The organism is Nocardia sp. NPDC055050 (assembly GCF_053608345.1).
On record NZ_JBSGVG010000005.1, the window covers coordinates 181,819 to 208,208 of the forward strand.

A 26,390-nucleotide genomic window follows, 5' to 3' on the forward strand; every position below is an offset into this window, starting at 1 on the left:
ATATGCTCGAGTCCATACGCGAACGTCTCAGGATCCGAGGCGCTGATCAGTTCGTCTGGCGGACTTTGATGGCGTCTCGGGAGATGTAGACGTCGTATTCGCCGGGGGTGGCGATGGTGGCGTTGCCGTAGGCGGAGCGGATGAAAGGGCTGGTGTACCAGCGGTTTTTGTTCATGTCTTCGAAGAAGTCGCGGTCGCCGCCGTTGAGGAAGGTCTGGTCCTGGGCGGGGGATTTGCCGTCGAGGCGTTGGCCGTACAGGCGGCTGAGCTTGTAGCCGGAGTGGAAGCCGAGGGCGTTGACCCACGGTTCGAGTTCGACGATGTTGGACTGGAGGGCGAACATGTCGCCCTCGATGCGATGGGTTGTCGGCTGCCCCGCGTTTCCGTCTTCGTCGAACTGGGTGAGGACGAGGTCGAGTTGGTGTTCCTGGCCGGCAACGGGTTTGGCGACTACGTGGGCGGCCTTGATCTCGCCGGTGAGCCCGAGATAGGTCTGGAGGAGGGTGGCGATCCAGAGCAGGAGGACCGCGACGAGGAGGAGGGCGGTGCCGGGGACCGCGCGGCCGAGAACGGCTTTGGGGCCGCGACGGCGGGTGGCGGCCAGTGCGGCCATGACCAGTAGGGCGATGGCGAGGGCGATCAATGCCAGGAGACCGACCTGGGCGAACCCGAAGGAAACCGGGAAACTCATGATGTGGGTATACCCCGAAAACATCTGCAACAGCGGCGGTCTCGAAGTTCTTGGGTGGGCAATTCGATCAGGAGGGGTGACAGTGGAGAAGTACCGGGTGCTGGTGGGGGTTCATCTGGTGTTGGTCGACGCACAGGGGCGGGTGTTGTTGGGGCGCAGGGCGAATACGGGGTTCGGCGATGGGTTGTTCCATGTGCCCGCGGGACATCTGGAGGCGGGCGAGTCGGCGGTGGCCGGGTTGATCAGGGAGGCTCGCGAGGAGGTGGGGGTCGAGATCGACGCTCGGGATGTGGAATTCGCGCATGTGCTGCACAGCGATGAGCGGGTTCAGATGTTCTTCACCGTACGACGCTGGACAGGCGGGGTCGCCAACCGGGAGCCCGAAAAATGTTCGGAACTGGGATGGTTCGAGCCCGAAGCGCTGCCCGAGGAGATCGTCGACTACTGCCGGGTCGGGATCGGCAAGGTGATGACAGGGGAAACGTTCTCGGAATACGGCTGGGATTCGGCTAGGAGCTGACGATCTCGGAGGTCTCGGAGCGCAGGCGCATCAGGGCCAGGACGGCGATCGCGCAGCCGAGTGCCACGACGATCGCAACCGCGCCGGGGCCGATCCCGCGGTCGACATCTGTGGTGCGGTACCAGGACGACGAATAGGCGAGGTGGCCGAAGTCGGTGTCGCTCAAAGCGACACCGATCGAGGGCACGAACAGGATCGCCAGTCCGACGGTCCCGGACGTGGGACTTTGTGGAACAGCTGTGCCGAGGCAATACCCGGCGACCGAGCCGAGGGCGAGGCAGCCGAGGGCCGCGGTGAGCGTGGCGGGTGGGTCGAAGATATCGGCGGCCAGGACGAGGCAGGCCAGGGCGAGCACACTCGTCGCGGCTACCAGTGGACGCGGTGTGCGGATACCGATCAGTAGGCCGGCGGCGGTGGCGGCGAGGGTGGCGAGATCGACCCAGCCGGAACGCGGCAGCGTGATGACGAGGCTGCCCGCGACCGAGAAACTGCTCATCAGCAGGACCAGAATCCCGTCGCGTCCCGGCAGGATCATCGCGGCGGCGACCGCGGCCGCGATGGCGACGACCGAGGCGACGATCAGATAAGGGGCGCTGGTCTTGTGCGATGCCACGGCGAGCGCGGTGATGATGGTCGTCGTGAAGGCGACGACGGCGGCGAACACGGGCGCCAGCGGAATGGCGGTTTCGGTGGTCCAGCGGGGCGTGGCCACGGTGGTGAGCGCGAAGTAGGCGAGCGCGAGCACGCTCGCGGCGATGAACCACAGGGGCAGTGCGCCGCCGAGCGCACCGCTGAAACCGTCGGAGTTCGGGTCGGTGGGCGACTGGGTCAGGTCGCCCAGGATGGTGCCGCCGAGCGTGCCGAACAGATACACGGTGCGCAGGAGCGGTTCGTTCCAGACCGCGACCGCGAGCGCGCCGATGACAGCCCCCGCCAGTAGTGCGTCGATGAAGTTCAAGGTGGGCAGCGACAGAATGTCGAGGTGACCGTCGGCGCTGTCGGGGAGTAGCGCGAGATGGTTCACCAAGATGCCGACCAGGGCGATCAGCGCGGTCCAGCGGGCCGTTCGCACGCTGCCGATCGCCACCGTGACGGCGGCGGTGATCACCGCGATGAACGCCGCACCGGTCATCGCCCGCGGAATGTTGAACACCAGCAGGTCGACGTGCAGCGATGCCGCCAAGGACGCGAAACTGATCGGCAACATGATCACGAGCGCCGCCACCGAGGTGGTGACGAAGATCGTCACGGTTTCGGCCGCGCAGCGAACGGTCGAAGGCTGCACCGAATCCCCGTTCTCGCGGCTGAGCCGGTCCGGTCGGACCGTGTCCGGAGCATATCCACTTCGTCACCGGGCGATCGGCTCCTCGAATCGAATGCCGGTCGTGTCGCGGGCACCGGCATGCGACGATTAGCGAATCAGGTTGGCAGGCACAGGAGTCGGAAGGTCGGTGGATGCCGAGCGGGATCGTGGCCTGGTTCGACAGCGGCAAGGGATTCGGATTCATCACTCCCGACGCAGGCGGACCCGACGTATTCGTCGAATACACCGCGCTGGCCGGTGCGGGGTTCCGTACGCTGCGCGACGGTCAGCGCGTGGAATACACCGTCACCGAGACCCGGCGCGGACCCGAAGCACACGATGTGCGGGCCGGGTGATCAGAAGACAGCCACCGCGTAGGCGGCCAACCCCGTTGCCGCCAGTGAGACGACCGCGCTCAGGATGAGCAGCTGATTGGTCAGGCGGTGCAGCCGGTCGTGCCGGGCGCGATGCGTGAAGAAGGAATTCGTGGGGTTACCGTCGCCGACGAAGCAGGACCGGGAGTCGTGCAACGCGCGGTTCGCGCGGGTTTCGGCGACGGTGGCGGCATACAGGCTGAGTGCGCCGAGGACCGCGCAGGCAATGGTGGCGACAATGACGATCGGCATCGTGTAACTCCCCCCGGAAATCGGCATAGCCGCAGCTCATGCCGGTGTTTTCTACCTCCTTCATTGTCGCATCGGGGTCCGACAGGTTTCAGTTCTGGCCGCTGGGCCAGAAGCGGCTGGCGCGTTGACCGTCCACGGGGCGGGTGAGGTTGGGGTCCTCGGCTTCGGTGATGCCGACCTGCATCAGCAGGATCATGGTCACCATGCTGATGCCGATGATCAGGGGTGTGAGCAGCTGGGCCGCGGTGGCGCCGCTGGCATGGGCCACGTGGGCGCTGGTGTGCGCGCTCATCGAGAACATGCCGGTGTAGTGCATGCCGGTGACGGCCACGCCCATCAGCAGGGCCGCGCCCGCGGTGGCGACGATGCCGTGGATGTGCAGGGCGAACCACAGCGCCGCGATCGAGGCGACCACCGCGATGGCGAGCGACGCGGCGACCACGACGGGGTCGTAGATGATCTCGGCGTCGGTTTTCATCGCGTACATGCCCGCGTAGTGCATGGCCCCCACGCCGAGCCCGGTGATCGTTCCGCCGACCGGTAATGCGGCGCTGTCCCAGCTGCGGCGCACCACGATGGACAATCCGAGCCACACCACACCCATGGCGACAGCGGCGCTGAACAAGGTGACGGGAACGTTGTAGCGGATGGTCACGCCGCGTACCGAAAAACCGAGCATCGCGATGAAATGCATGACCCAGATTCCGGTGCCACCGAGTGCGATCGCGGCCGCCGTGAGCCAACCGCCGTGCATGCCGGAAGCGCGCGAGCGAACCATGCAACGCAGCGCCAGCATCGACCCGACGACCGACATGGCATAGGCCAGCAAGGGGGTCACCCAGCCGTAAGTGAAATGGTTGATATCCAGCACCGTCTACTCCTAGCGTGATTTCTCGGCGAGGCGTGCGATCCCTCACGATCTCGGAAAATACGCTGGTAGGGAATTTGCCGTACTGGGTTTCTCGAAAATGTCTAGGGTTGCTGACGATGACATGCCCCTATTGCATAGAGCTCTCGATGGTGAAGCGTTCCAGTCGGTTTGGTGTGCGCTCCCGGCTAATCCGGCATCCGTGGAGCAACTGCCTCGGCATACGGCGAGCATCCACCCCGAAAGCAGCCCGCGTCACCTCCGTGCCAGTGGCTGCTGGCAGGATCTGGGGGTTGCCTTCCTCACAGTTCGCACACTTTGCACTGTGCGATGTGGCCGAATTCGTCGGATCATGGCATGGTGGACACCGAGACCAGGGCCGGACTATTAGGACCTAGCTCATCTACAGAAGGTTTTTGAAATGGCACAGGGTGTTGTTAAGTGGTTCAACGGCGAAAAGGGCTTCGGCTTCATCGCCCAAGACGGAGGCGGCCCGGACGTCTTCGTTCACTACTCCGCGATCGGCGGCTCCGGCTTCAAGTCCCTCGAAGAGGGCCAGCGCGTGGAGTTCGAGGTCGGTCAGGGTCAGAAGGGCCCCCAGGCTCAGGACGTTCGCGCCATCTGATTCTGCGCTGACCAGCGTACGAATGTGAAGCTCCGCACCAGTTGGTGCGGAGTTTCTGCTATCCGGGGGTAGTCACCGCAGCGCCTCGGCGCGGAAGAACTCGCCGGTGACAGCCATCGACGCGGTGAGATCACGCGGCCTGCGGGAGTTGAATTCCGTGGTGGCCCTGTCGAATTCGGCGTCGATGAACGCCGTGATCAACGCGGGCGGGGCGGCCGAACCCATCTCCCTCGTCTTCGACTTGAGATCGGTCAGTTCGGTGATCGCCGCCACCAGGTCGACCGGCAACTCGCACTCGGCGAGCAGCGTCGGCAGATGCATCGGCGCCACCGCGGCACCCGGATGCTCACGCAACCAGCGCAGCGCCATCGCGGGCCGCAGCGCGTAGAACACCTTCTTCAAACCGCCGTTGCGCTCGAACAGCGCCCACTGGCGCGCGCCCAGGTGCAGGTAGTGCCGAGCGATCCGGTCGCGATCGGCCACCTCCCTCGCCACCTCGCGCAGCCGGGCGCGAAACGCCTCGTCGCCGCGGTAGACGATCGGCGACATCAACCATTCGACGAGCACCGCGTTGCCCGCCACCAGCAGGCGCAGCGCCTTGGCCAGATCCCAGCCGTTCACGTCGAGCAGCCCGATCAGCGGCGTTTCGATCACATCGCGGGTGCGCCACGGAGACAGGTAGGTCTCCAGGCCTGCCACATAGACGAAACGGCAGTCGTAATCGGAATCGGGCGAGGGGAAACCCCAAGCACGGCTGCCACTTTCGATCGCGAGACGGATGGACACGTTGTGCTCGGCAGCCACCCGATCGAGCTCTGCGTCGACGGCGGCCACCACGGCCGGGTCCATCGATTCGGGGACGGTGCGCAAGGACATGCGGTGATCGTAGAGCGGTGGGTGCCCAGGGTTCACCCGGTTTTCGGGCAGGGGGGTAAGGGCAGCCGAAGTCCGGGCGACTATCCTGGTCGGCGGTAACTGCCGACCCCCTTTCTTCCCCAGGAGTACCCCACAGTGAGCCAAGCAGGCCGTCCTGTAGTTCTGATCGCCGACAAGCTCGCCCAGTCGACCGTCGACGCACTCGGTGACGGTGTCGAGGTTCGCTGGGTCGACGGACCCGACCGCCCGGCGCTGCTCGCCGCGGTCCCCGAGGCCGACGCACTGCTCGTGCGCTCCGCCACCACCGTCGACGCCGAAGTGCTCGACGCGGGCAAGAAGCTGCAGATCGTCGCCCGGGCCGGCGTCGGCCTCGACAACGTCGACGTGCCCGCCGCCACCGAGCGTGGCGTGATGGTCGTCAACGCGCCGACCTCCAACATCCACACCGCCGCCGAGCACGCCGTCACACTGCTGCTCTCGGCCGCCCGGCAGATCCCGGCCGCCGACGCGACCCTGCGGGAGAAGACCTGGGCGCGCAGCAAGTTCAACGGTGTCGAGATCTTCGGCAAGACTGTCGGCGTGATCGGCCTCGGCCGCATCGGGCAGCTGTTCGCGCAGCGCCTGGCCGCTTTCGAGACCAAGATCGTCGCGTACGACCCCTACACCTCGCCCGCTCGCGCCGCGCAGCTCGGCATCGAGCTGCTGAGCCTGGAGGAGGTGCTCGAGCGCGCCGACTTCATCTCCATCCACCTGCCGAAGACGCCCGAGACCAAGGGCATGCTCAACGCCGAGACGCTGGCCAAGACCAAGCCGGGCGTCATCATCGTCAACGCCGCCCGTGGTGGGCTGATCGACGAGCAGGCGCTTGCCGACGCCATCAAGTCCGGCCACGTGCGTGCCGCCGGCCTGGACGTGTTCGAGACCGAGCCGTGCACCGACTCGCCGCTGTTCGACCTCCCGCAGGTCGTCGTGACGCCGCACCTCGGCGCCTCCACCTCGGAAGCCCAGGACCGCGCGGGCACCGACGTCGCCAAGTCGGTGCTGCTGTCGCTGGCCGGTGAGTTCGTGCCGGGCGCGGTGAACGTCACCGGTGGCGCCGTGAACGACGAGGTCGCCCCCTGGCTGGACGTCGTCCGCAAGCAGGGCGCGCTGCTCGGCGCCATCGCCAGCGAGCTGCCCGTCAGTGTCGAGGTCCAGGTGCGCGGCGAGCTGTCCGCGCAGGACGTCGCCGTGCTGGAGCTGTCGGCGCTGCGCGGTGTGTTCTCGGCGCTGGTCGAGGACCAGGTCACCTTCGTCAACGCCCCGGCGCTGGCCAAGGACCGTGGCATCACCGCCACCGTCACCACCGCGTCGGAGAGCCCCACTCACCGCAGCGTCGTCGACCTGCGCGCTGTGTTCGGCGACGGTTCGACCCTGAACGTGGCGGGCACCCTGACCGAGCCCAACCTGGTCGAGAAGATCGTCAACATCAACGGCCGCAACTACGACATGCGCGCCGAGGGCCTGAACCTGGCCGTGCTGAACTACAGCGACAAGCCGGGCGCGCTGGGCAAGATCGGCACCCTGCTGGGCGAGGCCGAGATCGACATCCTGGCCGCGCAGCTGAGCCAGGACGTGGACGCCGAAGGCGCCACCGTGGTGCTGCGCGTCAACGCCGAGGTGTCCGCCGAGGTGCAGACCGCGATCGCCGAGGCCGTCGGCGCCTCGAAGGTCGTCCTGGTCGACCTGGCCTGAGTTGTTTCGTCCCGGTACAGCCGGGACATCGGCAGCTGCGCGCCGTCACCTCACGGTGGCGGCGCGCACCTGTATCCCGGCGCGGCACGGTCCGCCCCGACTTCGAACGGAGCTAGTTCATGAAACTCGCAGTAATCGCCGGTGACGGCATCGGTCCCGAGGTCATCGCCGAGGCGCTCAAGGTGCTCGACGTGGTGGTGCCCGGTGTGGACAAGACCGAGTACGACCTGGGCGCCGCGCGCTACCACCGCACCGGGGAGATCCTGCCGGAGTCGGTGCTGCCCGAGCTCAAGCAGCACGACGCGATTCTGCTCGGCGCGATCGGCGATCCGTCGGTGCCCAGCGGCGTGCTCGAGCGTGGACTGCTGCTCAAGACCCGTTTCGCGCTGGATCACCACGTGAACCTGCGTCCGTCGAAGCTGCACGCGGGTGTCACCAGCCCCCTGTCGGGCAACCCGGATATCGACTTCGTGGTCGTGCGCGAGGGCACCGAGGGCCCGTACACCGGCACCGGTGGCGCGATCCGCGTCGGCACCCCGCACGAGGTGGCGACCGAGGTTTCCAACAACACCCGCTTCGGCATCGAGCGTGTGGTGCGCTACGCCTTCGCCACCGCGCGTGCCCGTCGCAAGCACCTCACCCTGGTGCACAAGAACAATGTGCTCGCCTTCGCCGGTTCGCTGTGGCAGCGCACCGTCGACGAGGTCGCGGTCGAATTCCCGGATGTGACCACGGCGTACCAGCACATCGACGCCGCCACTATCCACATGGTGACCGATCCGGGCCGCTTCGACGTGATCGTCACCGACAACCTGTTCGGCGACATCATCACCGACCTCGCCGCCGCCGTCAGCGGTGGCATCGGTCTGGCCGCCTCGGGCAATATCGACGCCTCGGGTGTGAACCCGTCGATGTTCGAGCCGGTCCACGGCAGTGCCCCCGATATCGCGGGTCAGTCCAAGGCCGATCCGACCGCCGCCATCCTCTCGGTCTCGTTGCTGCTCAACCACCTCGGCAACACCGAGGGCGCGGCGCGCATCGAATCCGCCGTCGCCAAGGACCTGGCCTCGCGCACCGGCACCGCCTCCACCGTGGAGGTCGGCGACCGCATCGCGGCCATCGTGTAGGACAACTCGACGGGGAAGGGCCTGCACCGGTGCTCGATGGTGCAGGCCCTTCCAGGTTTCGGGTGATCGGTCGCTGAATCTGTACGCGACTCGACGGTGGTGTCTATCCCAGACCGTGGTGATTAGACTGATCACATCGTGGCGTGTCCAGTCGGGCGGTCAGGCAGATGAAGGGTGGAAGGCCCCAGATCGGGAGGCGAGATGACGGTTGACCGCGCTGTCGGTGACAGCGGCTTCGGCCCCTACACTGTGCTCGATCTGCACGACCTGTCGGAGGACGGCAAAGGGTTCGAACTCGAGGACGGGTGGTTGGTCGAGGTGGCTGCGGGGGCTCGGCACAACTGGATCGCGCACCGGCTGGCTCAAATAGTGCGAGGCGCACTGCCCAACGACTCACTGGTGGTCCTCGACGGCGGTGAGTGGGAGATCAGCACCCCTTCCGGTGTACGGAAGCCTGACGTTCTCATCGTTCCTCGTGACGTCGCACGATCGGTGATCGTGGACGAGGTGCCGAAAATTCTTCCAGGACTCGATGTCTTGCTCGTTGTCGAGGTGGTCTCGCCGGGCAGCGGGAGCGAACGTACCGATCGGGTGCGAAAAGTCGGTGAGTATGCGGCGCTCGGGATTCCCGAATATTGGATCGTGGAGCATCGGCCCAGCATTCGAGTCATCCGGCTGCTGCTCGATGCGGGCGCAGGTACCTATCGTGCCGATCCGGCGGTCGGATCCGGCTCGATGTTCGACGCAGTGTTGCAGGGAGACAGCGATGTTCGATTGTCCTTCGATCCCGAACAGCTGATCGAGTTCTGACAGCTCGGCAACTAGGCTCGCTCCGGCTGAATGCCGGAGCGAGCCTTTGCCGTTGGTGGCGCGGATCGAATTGTGTCCGGTGAGTGGGTGATACGGCTACTCGACTGTCCCGGAACGCAATTCGTGGGCAGGGGTGCGAGCAGGGTAGGGGGCGCCGTGTCTCGATGAACCAGACTGCCGTGCCGTTACTTTCGGGATTCTCTGGGTACCAAGGGCACCGCCGCCACTGCGGCGACCGCCGCCAAGGCGTAGACCACAGGGAAGCCGGTCGCCGTGATCACGGCACCGAAAAGTGGTGGGACGGCGGCTATCGCGAGGTTCTGGCCGGTGTTCTGGATGCCGAGGCCGCGACCGCTCCAGAAGGGGCCGGCGATCTCGGCCACGGCTGTGAACGCCAATCCGTTGTCGGACACCGAGATCACTGAAGCCGCGACCATCAACGGGACGGCGGCCCACCACCAGTCGGTCCAGGCGGTGACAGTCAGGGCGGCCATGGCGAGGGCGGCGGCGATGGCTACCTGACGCAGGGGGCCCAGGCGGGAGCCGACTCGGTCCGACCAGGCTCCCGCGCCGATTCTGCCTGCGGCGCCGAGGAATTGGGTGGCGGTCATCAAGGCGCCTGCCGCGGCCAGTGACCAACCCAGGTCGACGTGGAGCCACAGCAGGCCGAAGGTCCACAGTGTGGCCTGGGGGACGACCAGCAGGATCGAGACGCCGTGGATGCGCCACAGAGTGGAGTCGCCGCGATAGGGATTGGCGCGATCGGCGGCCTTCGCGGCCGGTCGCGGTGGGTCGATGATGCCGACCAGGCAGCCGATCGCGGCGACCCCGGCCATCAGGGCCGGTACCAGCAGCGCCGCGGGGATGCCGTGGTGCGCGGCCACCCACGGGATGGTGAGCGCGCCGATGCCGACGCCCAGTGGCTGTGCGGTCTGGCGTATACCCATGGCCAGGCCACGCCGGTCCGGCGGGAACCAGCCGACGATCACCCGGCCACTCGCGCCGTTGGAGCTGGCGGCGCCGATGCCGCCCACGAACAGCAGCGCACCGAACGCGACCGGGTTGTCCACCACGGCCGCTGCGACGCCTGCCACGAACATCAGCAGGGTCCCCGCCACCAGCACGATGCGTTCGCCGATCCGGTCGACCACGTACCCCCAGGCGATCAGGGTGCAGACCAGACCTACGGTCGGCAATGCCACCAGGGCTCCGGCGGACGCGAGTGAATCGCCACGAGCGGTGAGCGCGGGCAGCAGGAACGGGGTGCCGTGGATGAAGATCGAACTCGAGGTCTGCGCGAAGACACCGAGGGCGAGCATCATCCAGCGTCTGCCGTCACCGATCCGCGTCACTGGGGCCATCGGCCGCGCGTCTGTCACGATTCTCACCTCGCCGAATTGCACGATTGCATCTCATTATCTGAGATTGATGTCTCATTGTTTGAACGTCGATGATCACGCTACACCGGTGACCCGTGGAATTTCCGCACCGGCGAGGTGTCTGACGGGTCACATCGGCGCACGCGCGAATCCCGCAGGCGGGCAGTGGCTTCGAATCACACCGGTGTGATCTTGCCCGCACTTCCACCGGGCGGCTATCGAGCGACCGGTGTCGCATCACGGGTGCGTTCGGGCAGGTAGCCCCGTCTCGATAGACTCCGGGGCATGCGCTTAGGTCGAGTTGCCAGTCCCGATGGAGTCGCTTTCGTCAGCATCGAGGGTGACGGAAGCGATGCCGTCGCCAAGGAGATCGCCGAACATCCGTTCGGCTCGCCGACGTTCACCGGACGGAGCTGGCCGCTGGCCGATATCCGCCTGCTGGCACCGATCCTGGCGAGCAAAGTGATCTGCATCGGGAAGAACTACGCCGCCCACGCGGCCGAAATGGGCGGTGCGGCGCCGGTGGACCCGGTGATCTTCATCAAGCCGAACACCTCGATCATCGGCCCGAACGCATCGATCATCCTGCCGCCCAGCTCTTCTCAGGTCGACTACGAGGGCGAGCTGGCCGTGGTGATCGGCCGTCCGTGCAAGGACGTGGCCGCGGCCAAGGCGTCCGAGGTGATCCTCGGCTACACCATCGCCAACGACGTCACTGCTCGTGACCAGCAGCGCCACGACGGCCAGTGGACCAGGGCCAAGGGCTACGACACGTTCTGCCCGCTCGGCCCGTGGATCGAAACCGCGCTGGATCCAAGCGATCTGGAGATCGTCACCGAGGTCGACGGCGAGGTCCGTCAGCGCAGCCGCACGTCGTTGTTCCTGCACGATATTCCGAAGATCATCGAATGGATCAGCTCGGTGATGACCCTGCTGCCCGGTGACGTGATCCTCACCGGCACACCGGAAGGCGTCGGTCCGCTGCAGGCCGGGCAGAACGTGTCGGTCACCGTCGAGGGCATCGGCACCCTCACCAATCCTGTTGCCACCAAGCGCTGAGACCAGCGGAGAAGAGAGTCATGACTGAAGTACGGGTCCGTTTCTGCCCGTCGCCGACCGGTACGCCGCACGTCGGCCTGGTGCGCACGGCGCTGTTCAACTGGGCGTTCGCGCGCCACCACGGCGGCAAATTCGTGTTCCGCATCGAGGACACCGACGCCGCCCGCGATTCCGAGGATTCCTACCGCGCGCTGCTCGACGCGCTGCGCTGGCTGGGGCTCATCTGGGACGAGGGCCCCGAGGTCGGCGGACCCTACGAGCCCTACCGGCAGTCGCTGCGCCGCGATCAGCATCTGGATGTGGTGCGCCGGTTGCTCGAGGCCGGGGAGGCCTATGAGGCATTCTCGACGCCGGAGGAAGTCGAGGCCCGTCATCGCGCCGTCGGCCGCGACCCGAAACTCGGTTACGACAATTTCGATCGCGATCTCAGCGCCGAGCAGATCGCGGCGTACAAAGCCGAGGGTCGCCCCGCCGTGGTCCGTTTGCGGATGCCCGACGAAGATCTCGGATGGAATGATCTCGTTCGCGGCGAAACCACCTTCAAAGCCGGCACCGTCCCCGATTTCGCCCTCACCCGTGGCAATGGTGACCCGCTCTACACGTTGGTGAATCCGGTGGACGACGCGATGATGCGGATCACCCATGTGTTGCGGGGTGAGGATCTGCTCTCCTCGACACCACGTCAGCTCGCGCTGTATGCCGCGCTGCAGCGTATCGGGGTTGCCGAGTTCACGCCCGAGTTCGGGCATCTGCCGTTCGTGATGGGTCAGGGCAACAAGAAACTGTCCAAGCGCGACCCGGAATCGAATCTGTTTCTGCATCGGGACCGCGGATTCATCCCCGAGGGTTTGCTGAATTACCTCGCCCTGCTCGGCTGGAGCATCGGCGAGGACCGCGATGTGTTCTCCATGCTGGAAATGGTCGCGGCTTTCGATATCTCCTCGGTGAATTCGAATCCGGCCCGCTTCGATCAGAAGAAGGCCGACGCGATCAACGCCGAGCAGATTCGCCTTCTCGAGCCCGGCGATTTCGGTCACCGTCTGCGTGAGTTCCTCACCGCGAAGGGCCACATCGGGGCCGAAGTCGACGAGAAGACATTCCTGGTCGCCGCCGAACTCGTGCAGACCCGCATCGTGGTGCTCGGTGACGCGTGGGACCTGCTGAAGTTCCTCTTCGTCGCGCCCGCGGAGTTCGCGATCGACCAGGCGGCGGGCACCAAGAATCTCGGCGCCGAGGCCGACCCCGTGCTCGACGCCGCGATCGCCGCTGTGGAGCCGCTGGGCGAGTGGACCACCCCGGCACTGGAGGAGGCGCTGAAAAAGGCGCTGATCGACGATCTGGGGCTCAAGCCGCGTAAGGCGTTCGCGCCGGTGCGGGTCGCGGTGACGGGTTCGCACATCAGCCCGCCGCTGTACGAGTCGATGGAATTGCTGGGTCGCGAGGCCTCACTCGATCGACTGCGTGCCGCCCGTGGTTGGGCTCCTGCCGCGCAGTAGCTGTGGGAAGCGGGTGCGGCCCTGCGCCGCATCCGCTCCAGCAGGGTCGAAACGGCCGAAAAGCGGCTTCTGACCAGGCGATTTGTAGTTTACCCCCTAGTGTTTGGTAATCTTCTCATCGCCGCGGAACACGGCCTCGCAACACCGACAACCACTCGGTGGGGATTGCAAGGCCGGGCGTTTCGGTCTTTGGGGTATGGTGTAATTGGCAACACAGCTGTTTCTGGTACAGCCATTCTAGGTTCGAGTCCTGGTACCCCAGCAAGGTTTCACTCTGTGAGATCGTCCTGGCCCCGTCGTCTAGCGGCCTAGGACGCCGCCCTCTCAAGGCGGTAGCGCGGGTTCGAATCCCGTCGGGGCTACAAAGCAAAGTAAGGCCCCCGGTCGAATCCGACCGGGGGCCTTCTTCGTTTCTACAATCGCTTGTGCAACGCCTCGGCGGCCGCGACCAGATCGGCGGCCCAGCGCGCGCCCGGCCTACGGCCCATTCGATCGATCGGCCCCGAGACCGACACGGCGGCCACGATCACCCCGCCCGCATCGCGCACCGGCGCCGACACGCTCGCCACCCCCTGCGCGCGCTCGGCGGCACTCTGCGCCCAGCCGCGCTTGCGCACCTCGGCCAGTGCCCGGTCGCCGAACACCGCGTCGGCCAGGACCGTGCGCTGCAACTCGGGATCGGCCCATGCCAGCAACACCTTCGCCGCCGAACCCGCGGTGAGCGGTAGTCGCGAACCGACCGGCACCGTGTCGCGCAGGCCGACGGGCGGCTCCAGCGCGGCGACGCAGACGCGGGCGTGACCGTCGCGGCAGTAGAGCTGGACGCTCTCGCCGGTGATCTCGCGCAGACGGGGCAGAATGGCACCGGCGGCCTCCACCAGTGGATCGGCCGCCCCCGCCGACAACTCGGTGAGCGCGGGCCCCGGCCGCCACAGTCCGTTGCCGTCACGGGCCAGCAGCCGGTGCGTCTCCAGCCCGACCGCCAGCCGATGCGCGGTGGCGCGTGGCAGGCCGGTGCGGGTGCACAGGTCGTTGAGACCGCAGGGCTCGTCGGCGACGGCATAGAGCACCGCCACGGCTTTGTCGAGAACACCGATACCGCTATGCTGTCTCATAGAACGATACTAACGTCTCAAATGCTGAGATACCAAGTATGCCCGTCGAAAGGTGATCAAGCTATGGCCGAGCGCGCTCGCACACTGGCCGAGAAGGTGTGGGAACAGCACGTCGTCGTCACTGGCGAAGGCGATGGTTCCTCCCGCGAACCCGACCTGATCTACATCGATCTGCACCTCGTGCACGAGGTGACCAGTCCGCAGGCCTTCGACGGGCTACGCGCGGCGGGCCGTCCGGTGCGCAGGACCGATCTCACCATCGCCACCGAGGACCACAACGTCCCCACCACCGATATCGACAAGCCGATCGCCGACCCGATCTCGCGTACCCAGGTGGAGACGCTGCGCCGCAACTGCGCCGAATTCGGCGTGCGCCTGCACTCGATGGGCGACGCGGAGCAGGGCATCGTGCACGTGGTCGGTCCGCAGCTGGGTCTCACCCAGCCCGGCATGACTGTCGTCTGCGGTGACAGCCACACCTCCACCCACGGCGCCTTCGGCGCGCTGGCGATGGGCATCGGCACCAGCGAGGTCGAGCACGTGCTCGCCACCCAGACGCTGTCGCTGCGCCCGTTCAAGACGATGGCGATCACCGTCGACGGTGAATTGGCGCCGGGCGTCACGAGCAAGGACCTGATCCTCGCCGTGATCGCCGAGATCGGCACGGGCGGCGGCCAGGGCTATGTGCTGGAATACCGCGGCGAGGCGATCCGCAAGCTGTCGATGGAAGCGCGGATGACGATCTGCAACATGTCCATCGAAGCGGGCGCACGCGCCGGCATGATCGGCCCCGACGAGGTGACCTACGAATTCCTGAAGGGCCGCCCGCACGCACCGCAGGGAGCCGACTGGGATGCCGCAGTGGCCTCCTGGGACGCGCTGGTCACCGACGAAGGCGCGCAGTACGACGCCGAGGTCCACATCGACGCGAACACGCTCACCCCGTTCGTCACCTGGGGCACCAACCCCGGCCAGGGCCTGCCGCTGGGCGCGAATGTGCCCGACCCGGCCCAGATCGCCGACGAGAACGAGCGCGAATCCGCCGAGAAGGCCTTGCGCTACATGGACCTGACGCCGGGAATGCCGCTGCGTGAGGTGAGCGTCGACACCGTATTCGTCGGCTCCTGCACCAACGGCCGGATCGAAGATTTGCGCGCGGTGGCCGATGTTTTGAAGGGACGCCAGGTCGCCGAGGGCGTACGAATGCTGGTTGTGCCTGGCTCGATGCGGGTGCGCGCGCAGGCGGAAAAAGAAGGACTCGGCGAGATTTTCACCGCCGCGGGCGCGGAATGGCGTCAGGCGGGCTGCTCGATGTGCCTGGGTATGAATCCCGATCAGCTCGAACCCGGCCAGCGCTGCGCGTCGACCTCGAACCGCAATTTCGAGGGCAGGCAGGGCAAGGGCGGTCGCACGCACCTGGTCTCGCCGCTGGTCGCGGCCGCCACGGCGGTCCGTGGAACCCTGTCCTCGCCTGCCGATCTGGCCTGAGTCACCGATCACCTACAGATCGAAAGGGAATCGTTATGGAAGCCTTCACCGTTCACAAAGGCATCGGCGTACCGCTGCGCCGGTCCAATGTCGACACCGATCAGATCATCCCCGCCGTTTACCTGAAGCGCGTGACCCGAACGGGTTTCGAGGACGGCTTGTTCGCCGGTTGGCGTGCCGATCCGGAGTTCATTCTCAACACCGAGCCGTACACCCGGGGCAGCGTGCTGGTGGCGGGCCCGGATTTCGGTACCGGTTCTTCGCGTGAGCACGCTGTGTGGGCGCTGTCGGACTACGGCTTTCGGGTGGTCATCTCGTCGCGTTTCGCGGACATCTTCCGTGGAAATGCGGGCAAGGGCGGGCTGTTGGCCGCGCAGATGTCACAGAACGATGTCGAAATGCTCTGGAAGCTGATCGAGGAACAGCCCGGCATCGAATTGGTTGTCGACCTGTCCGCGCGCACCGTCACAGCGGGAACCGTCGTGTTGCCGTTCGATATTGACGACTACACCCGGTGGCGTCTGCTGGAGGGTTTGGACGATGTCGGCCTCACGCTGCGCCGCGCCGACGAGATCAGCGAGTTCGAAAAGGGAAGGCCGTCATGGAAACCCGTGACGCTGCCGGAGCCTATTTCACGGGCGTAATCAGCTGGGGCGCTTAGGGGCGCATCCTGGGCGGCGGTAGCTGGACGTGTGCTAAACCACATGAATTTTGGCGTGGCACATAGACTCTTGCTCAAACTGGGTTTACCGTGGTACCTAGTCGGTCCGACGACGGGCCATTAGTCTGCGGAGGATTCAATGAACAAGGCGGAACTGATCGACGTTCTGACCGAAAAGTTGGGTACGGACAGGCGGACGGCTACCGCGGCTGTCGAGAATGTTGTCGACACCATCGTCCGTGCCGTGCACAAGGGTCAGAGCGTCACCATCACCGGATTCGGTGTGTTCGAACAGCGCAAGCGTGCTCCCCGGGTTGCCCGTAACCCGCGTACCGGTGAAACCGTGAAGGTGAAGGCTACTTCGGTGCCTGCCTTCCGGCCGGGCGCGCAGTTCAAGGCAGTCATCGCGGGTAAGCAGAAGCTGGCCTCGTCCGGGCCTGCCGTCAAGCGGGGCGTGAATGCCCCGGTGGCGGCGAAGAAGGCGGCAGCCAAGAAGACCGCGGCGAAGAAGACCGCGGCCAAGAAGGCCACGCCGTCCAAGGGTCCGGCCAAGACCACGGCCCGTAAGGCCGCCACCAAGGCACCTGCCGCCAAGAAGACCACGGCGGCAAAGAAAGTGACGGCGGCCAAGAAGGCGCCCGCCAAGAAGGTGACGGCGGCCAAGAAGGCTCCTGCCAAGAAGGTGACGGCGGCCAAGACCACGGCCGCCAAGAAGACCACCGCTGCGAAGAAGGCTCCTGCCGCCAAGAAGACTGCTGCTAAGAAGACTGCCGCCCGTCGTGCTCGTTGATCCTGCCGCAGCGGGATCAGGTCGGGGAATGTGCACGTAGGCCGCATCACCCACCACTGGACCGAGAACGGCCCCGGGAATCCCGGGGCCGTTTCGGCTGTTTCCGAGCCGGTCCGGGTGACTCAGGTGGTGACGATTGCCGTCGACAACGAACGGTCCATATGGTCCGCCGCGACCAATCGGTCCGCGACGAACGACAATGCCCAGACGCTGCCCTTGCGATTGCGCGCCGAGGGCAGCGTGAGCCCGCCCTGCTCGGCCAGCCACTGGGTGAGATCGGGAATCACCCCGCCCTGACTACACACGACCGGCACCCCCCGATCTGTTACCAACGACAGAAATCGTTGCCGCGCCGTGCTTTTCGCTGAATCGTAACCTTGCTCGGAAAACATTGGCTCGCAATTGATTTCGGCGTTGAGCTGTTCCGCCAACGGGGTCACGGTTTGGATGCAGCGCAGGGGATCGGCGGAATAGATCTCGGATGCGCCGAACGCCAACAGATTCGGCGTCAATGCCTTCGCCTGCTGTTCCCCGGCGGCCTCGAGCGGCCGTAACTCGTCGGGTCCGTCGAAGCGGTTGCGCTTGCCCGCCTTGGCGTGGCGCACCAGCAGCACCGTGTTGGTGCGGGCGGGCAGCCGCGCGAAGATCCGCACGATCTGGCGATCCATCGGATACGACAATTGGTCCATCACCCGGGCCAACGGGAACCACCGCAGCTGGTCGACTTCGTCGTTGACGGCGAAGTCGCCGTCGGCCGCCTCGGCAGCCCAGTAGTCGACCCGCTTGAGCTGACGGTGGCCCGGGATCGGATAGGTGACGTGGCCGAGATAGCGCCCCAGCGTGGCAGCGAGGCCGGTTTCCTCGCCCACCTCGCGCACGGCCGCGACCACCGGGGTCTCGCCGGGATCGAGCTTGCCCTTCGGCAGCGACCAGTCGCCGTATTTCGGCCGGTGGATCACGCCGATCTCCGGGCCGAGCGCGCCCGCACGCCACAGGACCGCCCCCGCGGCATGGATATTGGGCCGTACGCGGGGGTCACGCAACGACGCATCCTTGCTCTGTGCGCTCACGGCTGATCGGGACGACGCCGGCGCATGAGGAAGGCCTGGTGATCACGCACCTGGTCGGCCTCGACATCGGTGGGACTGGCCTGCCAGGTGCCGTCCGGCAGCAGGATCCAGCAGCGGGTCGCCGGATCGAGCGCGGAATCGAACACCTGCGCGAGCTGATCGACGAGTTTGGGATCCTTCACCTGCACCATCACTTCGACGCGGCGGTCGAGATTGCGGTGCATCATGTCGGCGCTGCCGATCCAGGTCTGCTCCTGCGCGCCGAATTCCATGACCCGGGAATGTTCCAGGAACCGGCCGAGGATCGACCGCACCTCGATGTTCTCGCTCAGACCGGGCACACCCGCGCGCAGGCCGCAGATGCCGCGCACCACGATCTGCACCGGCACACCCGCCTGGGAGGCCCGGTAGAGCGCGTCGATGATCTGCTCGTCGACGATCGCGTTGGCCTTGATCCGGATCCGGGCGGCCGCGCCCTGTCCGGCCAGTTCGATCTCGCGATCGATCCGCTCGATGATGCCCGCGCGCACGCCCAGCGGCGCGACCATCAGATTGCGGTAGTCCTCCTTGCGGGAGTAGCCGGTCAGCGAATTGAACAGGTCGGTGAGATCGGCGCCGATCTCCGGTGCGGCGGTGAACAACCCCACGTCCTCGTACAGGCGCGCGGTCTTCGGGTTGTAGTTGCCGGTGCCGATGTGGCAGTAGCGCCGGATCGTGGAACCCTCGCGGCGCACCACCAGGCAGGTCTTGCAGTGGGTCTTCAGACCGACCAGGCCGTAGACCACGTGCACGCCCGCCTGTTCCAGCTCGCGTGCCCATTTGATGTTGGCCTGCTCGTCGAAGCGGGCCTTGATCTCGACCAGCGCGACGACCTGCTTGCCCGCCTCGGCGGCCTCGATCAGCGAATTGATGATGGGGGAGTCACCGGAGGTGCGGTAGAGCGTCTGCTTGATCGCCAGTACCTGCGGGTCGGCCGCGGCCTGTTCGATGAAGCGCTGCACGCTGGTGGAGAAGGAGTCGTAGGGGTGGTGCACCAGCACGTCGCCCTCGCGTAGCGCGGCGAAGACGTTGCGCGGAGTCTCGCGCTCGCCGAAGGCCGCCGGAGTGGCTGGAACATACGGCGCGTCTTTCAGCTCGGGGCGGTCGACACCGTAGACCTGCCACAGGCAGGACAGGTCGAGCAGGCCGGGCACCTGGATCACATCGGCGGGGTCGACCTCGAGCTCACGTAACAGCAGTTCCAGCATGTGCTCGGTCATGTCGTCGGAGACCTCGAGGCGCACCGGCTTGCCGAAGCGGCGGCGGGCGAGTTCGCGCTCCATCGCCTGCAGCAGGTCTTCGTCGCGGTCCTCGTCGACCTCGAAATCGGCGTTGCGGGTGATCCGGAACGAATGCGTCTCCACCACGGTCAGACCGGGGAACAGCAGGTCGAGGTGGGCGGCGATGAGGTCTTCCATCGGCAGGAACGCCGCGATCGCCGACGGCGCGCCGGTGCGGCGTACGCGCACGAAACGGTCGACGTTGTCGGGCACCTTCACGCGGGCGAAGTGCTCACCGCCGGTGCCGGTATCACGCACGGTCACGGCCAGATTCAGGCTCAGGCCCGAGATGTAGGGGAACGGGTGCGCCGGGTCGACGGCGAGCGGTGTGAGGACCGGGAACACCTGGTCGGTGAAGTAGTTCGACAGGCGTTGGCGCTCATCGTCGTCGAGGTCGCTCCAGCCGATGATGTCGATGCCCTCGACGGCCAGCGCCGGGTTCACCGCGTCGATGAACACCTTCGCGTGCCGCTCGGCGAGCTCCTGGGCACGGGCGGTGATCATCTCCAGCTGTTCCGACGGTGAGCGACCATCGGCCGAGCGCACCGACAGGCCGGTCTCGGCACGGCGTTTCAAGCCGGCCACGCGCACCATGTAGAACTCGTCGAGGTTCGACGCGAAGATCGCGAGGAATTTGGCTCGCTCCAGCAACGGCAACGAGGCGTCCTCGGCCAGGGCCAGGACACGGGCGTTGAAGTCGAGCCAGCTCAACTCGCGGTTGAGGTAGCGATCTCTGGGCAACCGCTGCGCGCTCGCGTCACCGCCCGAGGCGAGGGCGGCCGCAGGTGGCGGGGAAATCGGGGGCAGCTGCTTGATGGTTTCCGTATCGCTCACGAGATCAATCATCCCTCGAGGAACGGGCGCCGCGCATCACGACATTGCACGATTCGTTCCGACCGGTCCGATTGTGGCGATCAGCTAGCACACAGTGCGAACGGGATCACTTCTGTGCGATGAGAATCCGAATTCACGCAGCGTCGAGGTGGTGAATTCGCCGACGCCGAGCGTGCGGACGAGATCGAGATCCTCGGGGGTGTCGACATCGCAGCGCAGGCCCGGCCAGTGCCCGAGCAGCGGCACGGCGCCGTCGTCGCGGTGTGCGCGCGCGGAATCGGCGCCGAAGCGGGGCGACAGCGGCGCGGTGGTGTCGCGGATCAGCAATGCGGCGGTGCCGGTACCGGTGTGATCGATCACCACCGATCGCGCGCTGACGGCGACGGTGAGAACGTCGGCCAGTTCGGACGGGCGGAGAGCGGGCAGGTCGGCCTGCAGCGCGAGCAGCGCGGTGGGTCCGTGGCGATCGCGCACGTGGGCGGCGCCCGCGGCGAGCGCGGTGTTGAGCGGGTCGGCACCGGCCGGTGGCTCATCGAGCACGTGCGCGCCGAGCTCGCGCGCGCGGGCGGCGACCAGCGGATCTGGCGTGACCACGGTCAGCGACAACAGCTCGGGCACCGCGGTGGCGGCAACGGCGGTGTCGGTGAACATGGCGAGCACGAGCTGGGCCCGCTGCTCGGTGCTCAGCACGTTCGCCAGCCTGCTCTTGGCCCGGCCGATGTGTTTGACCGCCATCACGGCGTGCACGGTGTGCATGGTTCCGATCCTTGCATGGCATATTGGGCTGATGACGAGGGCGGCGGTTATGGGTGCGGGGTCGTGGGGTACGGCGTTCGCGAAGGTGTTGGCCGAGGCGGGGACCGACGTGACGATCTGGGCCAGGCGGCCCGAGGTGGCGCAGGCGCTCGATACCGAGCACCGCAATCCGTTCTACCTGCCCGGCGTGCAGTTGCCACCGGTGCGGGGCACCGATGACCATCGGGTCGCGCTGGACGGAGCGGATCTGGTGGTGCTGGCGGTGCCGTCGCAATCGTTGCGGGCGAATCTGGATCTGTGGAAGGGCGATATCGGGTCCGACGCCACGCTGTTGAGTCTGGCCAAGGGGATCGAGACCGGCACGCTGCTGCGGATGAGTCAGGTGATCGCGGAGGTCACCGGGGCCGAGCCGGGACGCATCGCGGTGTTGTCGGGCCCGAATCTGGCGCACGAGATCGTCGAACGGCAGCCCGCGGCGACGGTGATCGCCTGCACCGACACCGAGCGGGCCGGGGTCGCGCAGCGCGCGTGTGCCACCGGGTACTTCCGGCCGTACACCAATACCGATGTGATCGGCTGCGAGATCGGTGGCGCGTGCAAGAACGTCATCGCGCTCGCCTGCGGCATCGCTTCGGGAATGGGATTGGGCGACAACACGGCGGCCAGCCTGATCACGCGCGGGCTCGCCGAGGTGATCCGGCTCGGGGTGGCGCTGGGCGCGCAGCCGGTGACGCTGGCCGGGTTGGCGGGTGTCGGCGATCTGGTGGCTACCTGTACCTCGCCGCTGTCGCGCAACCGGTCCTTCGGGTACGCGCTCGGTGCGGGCGGCACGATGAGCGCCGCGCAGGAAGCGACCAATGGGCAGGTGGCCGAAGGTGTGAAGTCGTGCACATCGGTGCGGGCCCTGGCCGCCGAGCACGGGGTGGAGATGCCGCTCACCGACGCGGTGCACAGGGTGTGTCATGAGGGGCTATCGGTGAGCGAGGCGGTCGGCAGCCTGCTCGGCAGGCGGATCAAGCCCGAATAAGGGCGATAGCGCCACGGCGGCGAGAACCTACTACGGTGACGTTCATGACGGAACGGATCAGGGTGGCTGTGGTGTTCGGCGGGCGCAGCAGCGAGCACGCCGTCTCGTGCGTGTCGGCGAGCAGTGTGCTGCGCAACCTCGATCCCACCCGCTACGAGGTGGTGCCGATCGGCATCACCCCGACCGGCGGCTGGGTACTGGCCGACGGGATCGGCGAGCTGGCGCTGAGCCACGGCGTGCAACCGCAGGTCGACGCGTCGGGAACCGCTCTCACCCTCGCCGCTGACCCCGGCCGCTCCGGTGCGCTGGTCGCCCTCGACTCGAGCGACGTCCTCGGCAATGTCGACGTCGTGTTCCCGATCCTGCACGGCCCCTTCGGTGAGGACGGCACGTTGCAGGGCATGCTCGAACTCGCCGGGATTCCCTATGTCGGCGCGGGCGTGCTGGCCAGCGCGGCGGGCATGGACAAAGAGTTCACCAAGAAATTGCTGGCCGCCGAATCGCTGCCCGTCGGCGTGCAGGTCGTGCTGCGGCCGGGCACCGAGACCCTGTCCGAGGCCGACCGGACCCGGATCGGCCTCCCTGCCTTCGTGAAGCCCGCGCGCGGTGGCTCCTCGATCGGCATCACCAAGATCACCGATTGGGCCGATCTCGCCGCGGCGATCTCCGCCGCCCGTGCGCACGACCCCAAGGTGATCATCGAAGCGGGCATCGTCGGACGCGAAGTCGAGTGTGGCGTACTGGAATTCGCCGATGGTGAGGTGCGCGGCAGCGTCGTCTCCGAGATCCGCATGCCCGATGCCGACGCGGCCGCCCCCGAGTTCTACGACTTCGCCACCAAATACCTCGACGACGTGTGCGAATTCGATGTGCCCGCCAAGCTCGACGACGATGTCGCCGACGAGATCCGGGAGCTGTCGGTGCGGGCGTTCCGCGCGCTCGACTGCCAGGGGCTGGCGCGGGTCGACTTCTTCGTCACCGAGAACGGTCCGGTGATCAACGAGATCAACACGATGCCCGGCTTCACGCCGATCTCGCAGTACCCGCGGATGTGGGAAGCGACCGGAATCGACTACCCGACGCTGGTGTCGACGCTGATCGAGACGGCGCTCGCGCGCGGAACCGGGCTGCGGTAGTCCTGTTCGGCCGCAGGGCTTTCGGCGGGGTTGTGCGCGAAAGCCTCACGGCACCAGTCTGTTAGCTCAGAGTTCGCCCGGAGTCGGTTCGCGGGCAGGCAGATTCGCGTTGATGATGTCGGACACGGTCTGCACCGCGCTGGTGCCGGAGCCGTCGGGGACGGTCAGCGCGATGTAGGTCTCGCGGTCGACGGCGAACCAGGTGCCGGTCTTGCCGACCTCGTCGCGGACCTGGAACCACTTCACGCCGTCGATCACCGTCAGCGGTGACGCGCGGTTGAACTCGAGGGGCCGGTCGAGGCCGCAGCGCAGCGTGATCGGATCGCCGCCGTCGGGGAGCTGCCAGGCGCGGGTGGCCGGCGGGGCGGGTTCGACGAGGGTCGACTTGGTGTAGTCGCCGAGCTCGGCGGGCAGGGCCGGGAGCAGTGTTTGACAGGCGGGGCCGTCGGCGGCGGGGGCCGGGACCGGGCCGAGGGCGAGGGGCTCGCGTTCGACGGGGGCGCGCAGGGCGATGAAGGCGGCGACCAGGACGGCGACGATCAAGACGACGGGCAGGGCGACCGCGGTGGCGATCAGCGCGGGAGAGTGGTGTGACTCGAGGTCGGCATCGTCGGAGTCCTCGTCCTCGTCGTCGGACTCCGAATCGCCCGCGTCCCTGTCTGTGTCGGCGGCGAGGCTCGGCTCGGCGGCGGGTTCCGGGTGGGCGCCTTCGCCGGACGACGGTGTGTCGTCGGACGTCGGCTCGTCGCCGGACGAATTCGGGTCGGCAGCGGCGGTGTCGTCGGGAGTGGTCGCCTCGTCGCGATCCTCCGGTGTCGAGTCCGCCATAGCTGTGTGGTCCTTCCGTTCGCTGGTTCGCCTGCGCCGTCGGTGGTGCCCGATCGCCTCCGAAAGGGTACCGTCGGGGCGATTTCGTCGGTCAGCAGCACAGCGGGAAGGGGTCGGTCATCAGCGAGGACAGCCGTCCGCAGACGGTGCGTGAGCTGGGCGAATTCGCCTTGATCGACCGGATCAACGCCGGTCGGGAGCAGGCCGCGCACGTGCTGCTCGGCCCCGGTGACGACGCCGCGCTGGTCGCGGCGCCCGATGGGCGGTTCGTGGTGAGCACCGACATGCTCGTCGAAGGCAGACACTTCCGCCTCGACTGGTCCTCGCCCGTCGACATCGGCCGCAAGGCCATCGCCCAGAACGCCGCCGATGTGGTGGCGATGGGTGCGCGGCCTACCGCGTTCGTGGTCGCGCTCGGCTGCCCGGCCGACACCCCCGTGTCCGTGGTCGAAGGGATCGCCGACGGGATGTGGATCGAGGCCGGCCGCGCCGGGGGTTCCATCGCGGGCGGCGACCTGGTGCGCAGCGATCAGCTGATCGTCTCGGTGACCGCGTTCGGCGACCTCGGCGGACAGCCCGCGATCACCCGCTCGGGCGCGGTGGCCGGTGACATCGTCGCGGTGGCAGGCGAACTCGGCTGGTCCGGCGCCGGGCTGGCCGTCCTGACCGGCGGCGCGGACCTCGCCGATCCCGAGTTCACCTATGCCCTTGCGACGCATCGTGTTCCGCAGCCGCCGTACGCGGCGGTGATCGACGCGTTCGGCGCGCACCCCCCGACCGCCCTCACCGATGTCTCCGATGGACTGCTCGCCGACCTCGGGCATCTCGCCGCCGCCTCGAACGTCGCGATCGACGTGCACAGCGCGGCACTGACCGACCCCGAACTGGCGGCCCTCGCGACATTGCTCGATGCCGATGCCGCGCAATGGATTCTGGCCGGCGGCGAAGACCACGCCTTCGCCGGAACCTGGCCGGCCGAGGTGGCGCTCCCCGCGGGCTGGCGGCCGATCGGCGTAGTAACCGCAGGCAGTGGCGTCACCGTCGACGGCGTGACACCCACCGGCGGCACCGGCTGGGAATCGTTCCGTGGGGCGGACGCCACGCCCACCGACGGCGAACGATAGGTTGTGCGGTCATGGGTGCCAAACCACTGTCGGAGATCATCGATCCGGGCTGGGCCCGGGCACTGGAGCCGGTCACCGACCGCATCAGCGAAATGGGCGAATTCCTTCGCGAAGAGAACGCGGCGGGCCGCGGCTATCTTCCCGAAGGGGAGAACGTGCTGCGCGCGTTCCAGCGCCCGTTCGACGCGGTGCGCGTGCTGATCGTCGGCCAGGATCCGTACCCGACACCGGGCCACGCGATGGGGCTGAGTTTCTCTGTCACACCGCAGGTTTCGCCGGTTCCACGCAGCTTGTCCAACATCTTCGCCGAATACAGCAAGGATCTCGGCTTCGATACGCCGACCTGCGGAGACCTGAGCCCCTGGTCGGATCAGGGTGTGCTGCTGCTGAACCGGGTACTCACCGTCACCCCCGGCGCGCCCGCCTCGCACCGGGGCAAGGGTTGGGAAGCGGTCACCGAGCAGGCGATCCGGGCGCTGGTCGCCCGTGACGAGCCGCTCGTGGCGGTGCTGTGGGGCAACGACGCCCGCTCACTGAAACCCACACTGGTCGACGCCGAGGTGCCCTATGTCGAATCGGCGCACCCCTCACCGCTTTCCGCCTCGCGCGGGTTCTTCGGTTCACGACCGTTCTCCCGGGTCAACGAACTGCTCGACGAACTCGGCGCCGACCCCGTCGACTGGCGGCTGCCCTGACCCGGGGCGTCGCCCGCACCAGAAGAGAATGATGAAGGAGCACAACCCGATGCACATCTCCACCGTTCGCGCTGCCCTCGCGACCGCCGCCGTCGCCGCCGCCATCACCGCGGGCGCGGGCTCGGCCACCGCCGCAGGCCTGCAGCTCGAGCCCTACAACGAGCAGGCCGCACCGGTGGCCACCACCCAGGTCGGCGAGGAATGGACCTCCACCGGCACCTCGACGATCTCCTCGGGCGTGAACGCGAAGGTGACCTGCCTGCTGCAGAACACCTTCAGCGCCCTCGGCGCTGCTTGTTAGAGCGGCTGGCGCCGCGGGGTTTTCGGCCCTGAGGGCCTCACATCCGAAGGGCGATACTGCGCCTTCGGCGTTCCGTCTCGCCCTTCGGATGCGAGGCGGCCGAAAACCCGTGGTGGCTGACACCCGGCGTGG

General features: G+C 67.1%; 27 protein-coding genes and 2 tRNA genes. 18 read left to right on the top strand and 11 right to left on the bottom strand.

The window, feature by feature from the left end; all coding sequences use genetic code 11:
- Positions 1-46: 46 nt before the first annotated feature.
- Complete coding sequence (locus ACWGCN_RS07780; protein ID WP_378992102.1) at positions 47-691, bottom strand: hypothetical protein; 645 nt, start codon at positions 689-691, stop codon at positions 47-49.
- A gap of 76 nt (positions 692-767) precedes the next feature.
- On the opposite strand from ACWGCN_RS07780, the gene ACWGCN_RS07785 reads away from it, so the two are divergent.
- A complete protein-coding gene (locus ACWGCN_RS07785) occupies positions 768-1,211 on the top strand; it encodes an NUDIX hydrolase (RefSeq protein WP_452459073.1) in 444 nt (147 codons plus the stop codon).
- Here ACWGCN_RS07785 and ACWGCN_RS07790 read toward each other — a convergent pair.
- Complete coding sequence (locus tag ACWGCN_RS07790; protein ID WP_452459074.1) at positions 1,201-2,496, bottom strand: hypothetical protein; 1,296 nt, start codon at positions 2,494-2,496, stop codon at positions 1,201-1,203. The two genes, ACWGCN_RS07785 and ACWGCN_RS07790, sit on opposite strands and share 11 nt — an antisense overlap.
- Before the next feature lie 170 nt (positions 2,497-2,666).
- Between ACWGCN_RS07790 and ACWGCN_RS07795 the strand changes: the two genes are divergently transcribed.
- Entirely contained in the window at positions 2,667-2,870 is a 204-nt protein-coding gene (locus tag ACWGCN_RS07795; RefSeq protein ID WP_358063985.1) for a cold-shock protein, read from the top strand.
- Here the strand turns inward: ACWGCN_RS07795 and ACWGCN_RS07800 are convergent, their stop codons facing one another.
- Together ACWGCN_RS07800 and ACWGCN_RS07805 are read right to left on the bottom strand one after the other, a co-directional pair.
- Entirely contained in the window at positions 2,871-3,140 is a 270-nt protein-coding gene (locus ACWGCN_RS07800; protein ID WP_452459075.1) for a hypothetical protein, read from the bottom strand.
- An 88-nt stretch (positions 3,141-3,228) separates the two neighbouring features.
- Complete coding sequence (locus tag ACWGCN_RS07805; protein ID WP_378992106.1) at positions 3,229-4,011, bottom strand: MHYT domain-containing protein; 783 nt, start codon at positions 4,009-4,011, stop codon at positions 3,229-3,231.
- A gap of 418 nt (positions 4,012-4,429) precedes the next feature.
- Here ACWGCN_RS07805 and ACWGCN_RS07810 point away from each other — a divergent pair, with 418 nt between their 5' ends.
- Entirely contained in the window at positions 4,430-4,633 is a 204-nt protein-coding gene (locus ACWGCN_RS07810; RefSeq protein ID WP_056812000.1) for a cold-shock protein, read from the top strand.
- Between the two features lie 72 nt (positions 4,634-4,705).
- Here the strand turns inward: ACWGCN_RS07810 and ACWGCN_RS07815 are convergent, their stop codons facing one another.
- On the bottom strand, positions 4,706-5,509 hold the full coding sequence (locus ACWGCN_RS07815; RefSeq protein ID WP_452459076.1) for a nucleotidyltransferase domain-containing protein: 804 nt from the start codon (positions 5,507-5,509) through the stop codon (positions 4,706-4,708).
- A 135-nt stretch (positions 5,510-5,644) separates the two neighbouring features.
- Here ACWGCN_RS07815 and serA point away from each other — a divergent pair, with 135 nt between their 5' ends.
- The 3 genes from serA (at position 5,645) to ACWGCN_RS07830 (ending at position 9,180) form a co-directional block, all read left to right on the top strand.
- On the top strand, positions 5,645-7,243 hold the full coding sequence (gene serA / locus ACWGCN_RS07820) for a phosphoglycerate dehydrogenase (protein ID WP_378626296.1): 1,599 nt from the start codon (positions 5,645-5,647) through the stop codon (positions 7,241-7,243).
- A 119-nt stretch (positions 7,244-7,362) separates the two neighbouring features.
- Complete coding sequence (locus tag ACWGCN_RS07825; protein ID WP_387442084.1) at positions 7,363-8,370, top strand: 3-isopropylmalate dehydrogenase; 1,008 nt, start codon at positions 7,363-7,365, stop codon at positions 8,368-8,370.
- A 201-nt stretch (positions 8,371-8,571) separates the two neighbouring features.
- Positions 8,572-9,180, top strand: coding sequence for a Uma2 family endonuclease (locus tag ACWGCN_RS07830; RefSeq protein WP_452460493.1), 609 nt, complete (start codon positions 8,572-8,574; stop codon positions 9,178-9,180).
- 185 nt (positions 9,181-9,365) lie between these two features.
- On the opposite strand, the gene ACWGCN_RS07835 is transcribed toward ACWGCN_RS07830, so the two are convergent.
- Entirely contained in the window at positions 9,366-10,541 is a 1,176-nt protein-coding gene (locus ACWGCN_RS07835) for an MFS transporter (protein WP_378992391.1), read from the bottom strand.
- A 303-nt stretch (positions 10,542-10,844) separates the two neighbouring features.
- Between ACWGCN_RS07835 and ACWGCN_RS07840 the strand changes: the two genes are divergently transcribed.
- From ACWGCN_RS07840 to ACWGCN_RS07855, 4 genes are all read left to right on the top strand, one after another.
- The gene (locus tag ACWGCN_RS07840; protein ID WP_378626299.1) at positions 10,845-11,618 is read left to right on the top strand and encodes a fumarylacetoacetate hydrolase family protein; all 774 of its coding nucleotides are present in this window, start codon (positions 10,845-10,847) and stop codon (positions 11,616-11,618) included.
- A 20-nt stretch (positions 11,619-11,638) separates the two neighbouring features.
- Positions 11,639-13,114, top strand: coding sequence for a glutamate--tRNA ligase (gene gltX / locus ACWGCN_RS07845; protein WP_379221351.1), 1,476 nt, complete (start codon positions 11,639-11,641; stop codon positions 13,112-13,114).
- 190 nt (positions 13,115-13,304) lie between these two features.
- Positions 13,305-13,376 (top strand) — tRNA-Gln (locus ACWGCN_RS07850).
- Between the two features lie 27 nt (positions 13,377-13,403).
- Positions 13,404-13,476, top strand: a tRNA-Glu gene (locus ACWGCN_RS07855).
- 51 nt (positions 13,477-13,527) lie between these two features.
- Here the strand turns inward: ACWGCN_RS07855 and ACWGCN_RS07860 are convergent.
- A complete protein-coding gene (locus tag ACWGCN_RS07860; RefSeq protein WP_101466364.1) occupies positions 13,528-14,229 on the bottom strand; it encodes an IclR family transcriptional regulator in 702 nt (233 codons plus the stop codon).
- Between the two features lie 63 nt (positions 14,230-14,292).
- Here ACWGCN_RS07860 and leuC point away from each other — a divergent pair, with 63 nt between their 5' ends.
- The 3 genes from leuC to ACWGCN_RS07875 all read left to right on the top strand — a co-directional run bounded on the left by leuC (position 14,293) and on the right by ACWGCN_RS07875 (position 17,168).
- Complete coding sequence (gene leuC, locus ACWGCN_RS07865; protein ID WP_378992116.1) at positions 14,293-15,717, top strand: 3-isopropylmalate dehydratase large subunit; 1,425 nt, start codon at positions 14,293-14,295, stop codon at positions 15,715-15,717.
- Positions 15,718-15,752: 35 nt separating this feature from the next.
- Positions 15,753-16,361 carry a 3-isopropylmalate dehydratase small subunit gene (leuD, locus tag ACWGCN_RS07870; protein WP_378626302.1) on the top strand — a complete coding sequence of 203 codons (609 nt, stop codon included), beginning with the start codon at positions 15,753-15,755 and terminating at the stop codon, positions 16,359-16,361.
- A gap of 156 nt (positions 16,362-16,517) precedes the next feature.
- Positions 16,518-17,168, top strand: a complete 651-nt coding sequence (locus ACWGCN_RS07875; RefSeq protein ID WP_358105333.1) for an HU family DNA-binding protein — start codon at positions 16,518-16,520, stop codon at positions 17,166-17,168.
- A gap of 122 nt (positions 17,169-17,290) precedes the next feature.
- On the opposite strand, the gene ACWGCN_RS07880 is transcribed toward ACWGCN_RS07875, so the two are convergent.
- The 3 genes from ACWGCN_RS07880 to cofC all read right to left on the bottom strand — a co-directional run bounded on the left by ACWGCN_RS07880 (position 17,291) and on the right by cofC (position 21,147).
- Entirely contained in the window at positions 17,291-18,211 is a 921-nt protein-coding gene (locus tag ACWGCN_RS07880; protein ID WP_452459722.1) for an NUDIX hydrolase, read from the bottom strand.
- 23 nt (positions 18,212-18,234) lie between these two features.
- Positions 18,235-20,403 (bottom strand): RNA degradosome polyphosphate kinase, encoded by a 2,169-nt coding sequence (locus tag ACWGCN_RS07885; RefSeq protein WP_378992119.1) that lies wholly within the window; start codon positions 20,401-20,403, stop codon positions 18,235-18,237.
- 72 nt (positions 20,404-20,475) lie between these two features.
- A complete protein-coding gene (cofC, locus tag ACWGCN_RS07890; protein WP_452459723.1) occupies positions 20,476-21,147 on the bottom strand; it encodes a 2-phospho-L-lactate guanylyltransferase in 672 nt (223 codons plus the stop codon).
- A gap of 31 nt (positions 21,148-21,178) precedes the next feature.
- Between cofC and ACWGCN_RS07895 the strand changes: the two genes are divergently transcribed.
- A complete protein-coding gene (locus tag ACWGCN_RS07895; RefSeq protein ID WP_378992122.1) occupies positions 21,179-22,174 on the top strand; it encodes an NAD(P)H-dependent glycerol-3-phosphate dehydrogenase in 996 nt (331 codons plus the stop codon).
- Between the two features lie 44 nt (positions 22,175-22,218).
- Positions 22,219-23,310 (top strand): D-alanine--D-alanine ligase family protein, encoded by a 1,092-nt coding sequence (locus tag ACWGCN_RS07900; RefSeq protein WP_378992123.1) that lies wholly within the window; start codon positions 22,219-22,221, stop codon positions 23,308-23,310.
- 66 nt (positions 23,311-23,376) lie between these two features.
- Here the strand turns inward: ACWGCN_RS07900 and ACWGCN_RS07905 are convergent, their stop codons facing one another.
- The gene (locus ACWGCN_RS07905; protein WP_452459724.1) at positions 23,377-24,138 is read right to left on the bottom strand and encodes a DUF3515 domain-containing protein; all 762 of its coding nucleotides are present in this window, start codon (positions 24,136-24,138) and stop codon (positions 23,377-23,379) included.
- 119 nt (positions 24,139-24,257) lie between these two features.
- Between ACWGCN_RS07905 and ACWGCN_RS07910 the strand changes: the two genes are divergently transcribed.
- The 3 genes from ACWGCN_RS07910 to ACWGCN_RS07920 are packed head-to-tail and all read left to right on the top strand — an operon-like array spanning position 24,258 to position 26,258.
- Positions 24,258-25,262, top strand: a complete 1,005-nt coding sequence (locus tag ACWGCN_RS07910) for a thiamine-phosphate kinase (RefSeq protein WP_452453340.1) — start codon at positions 24,258-24,260, stop codon at positions 25,260-25,262.
- An 11-nt stretch (positions 25,263-25,273) separates the two neighbouring features.
- Positions 25,274-25,957, top strand: a complete 684-nt coding sequence (locus tag ACWGCN_RS07915) for a uracil-DNA glycosylase (RefSeq protein WP_358064032.1) — start codon at positions 25,274-25,276, stop codon at positions 25,955-25,957.
- Positions 25,958-26,006: 49 nt separating this feature from the next.
- Entirely contained in the window at positions 26,007-26,258 is a 252-nt protein-coding gene (locus ACWGCN_RS07920) for a hypothetical protein (RefSeq protein WP_266291645.1), read from the top strand.
- Positions 26,259-26,390 lie beyond the last annotated feature (132 nt).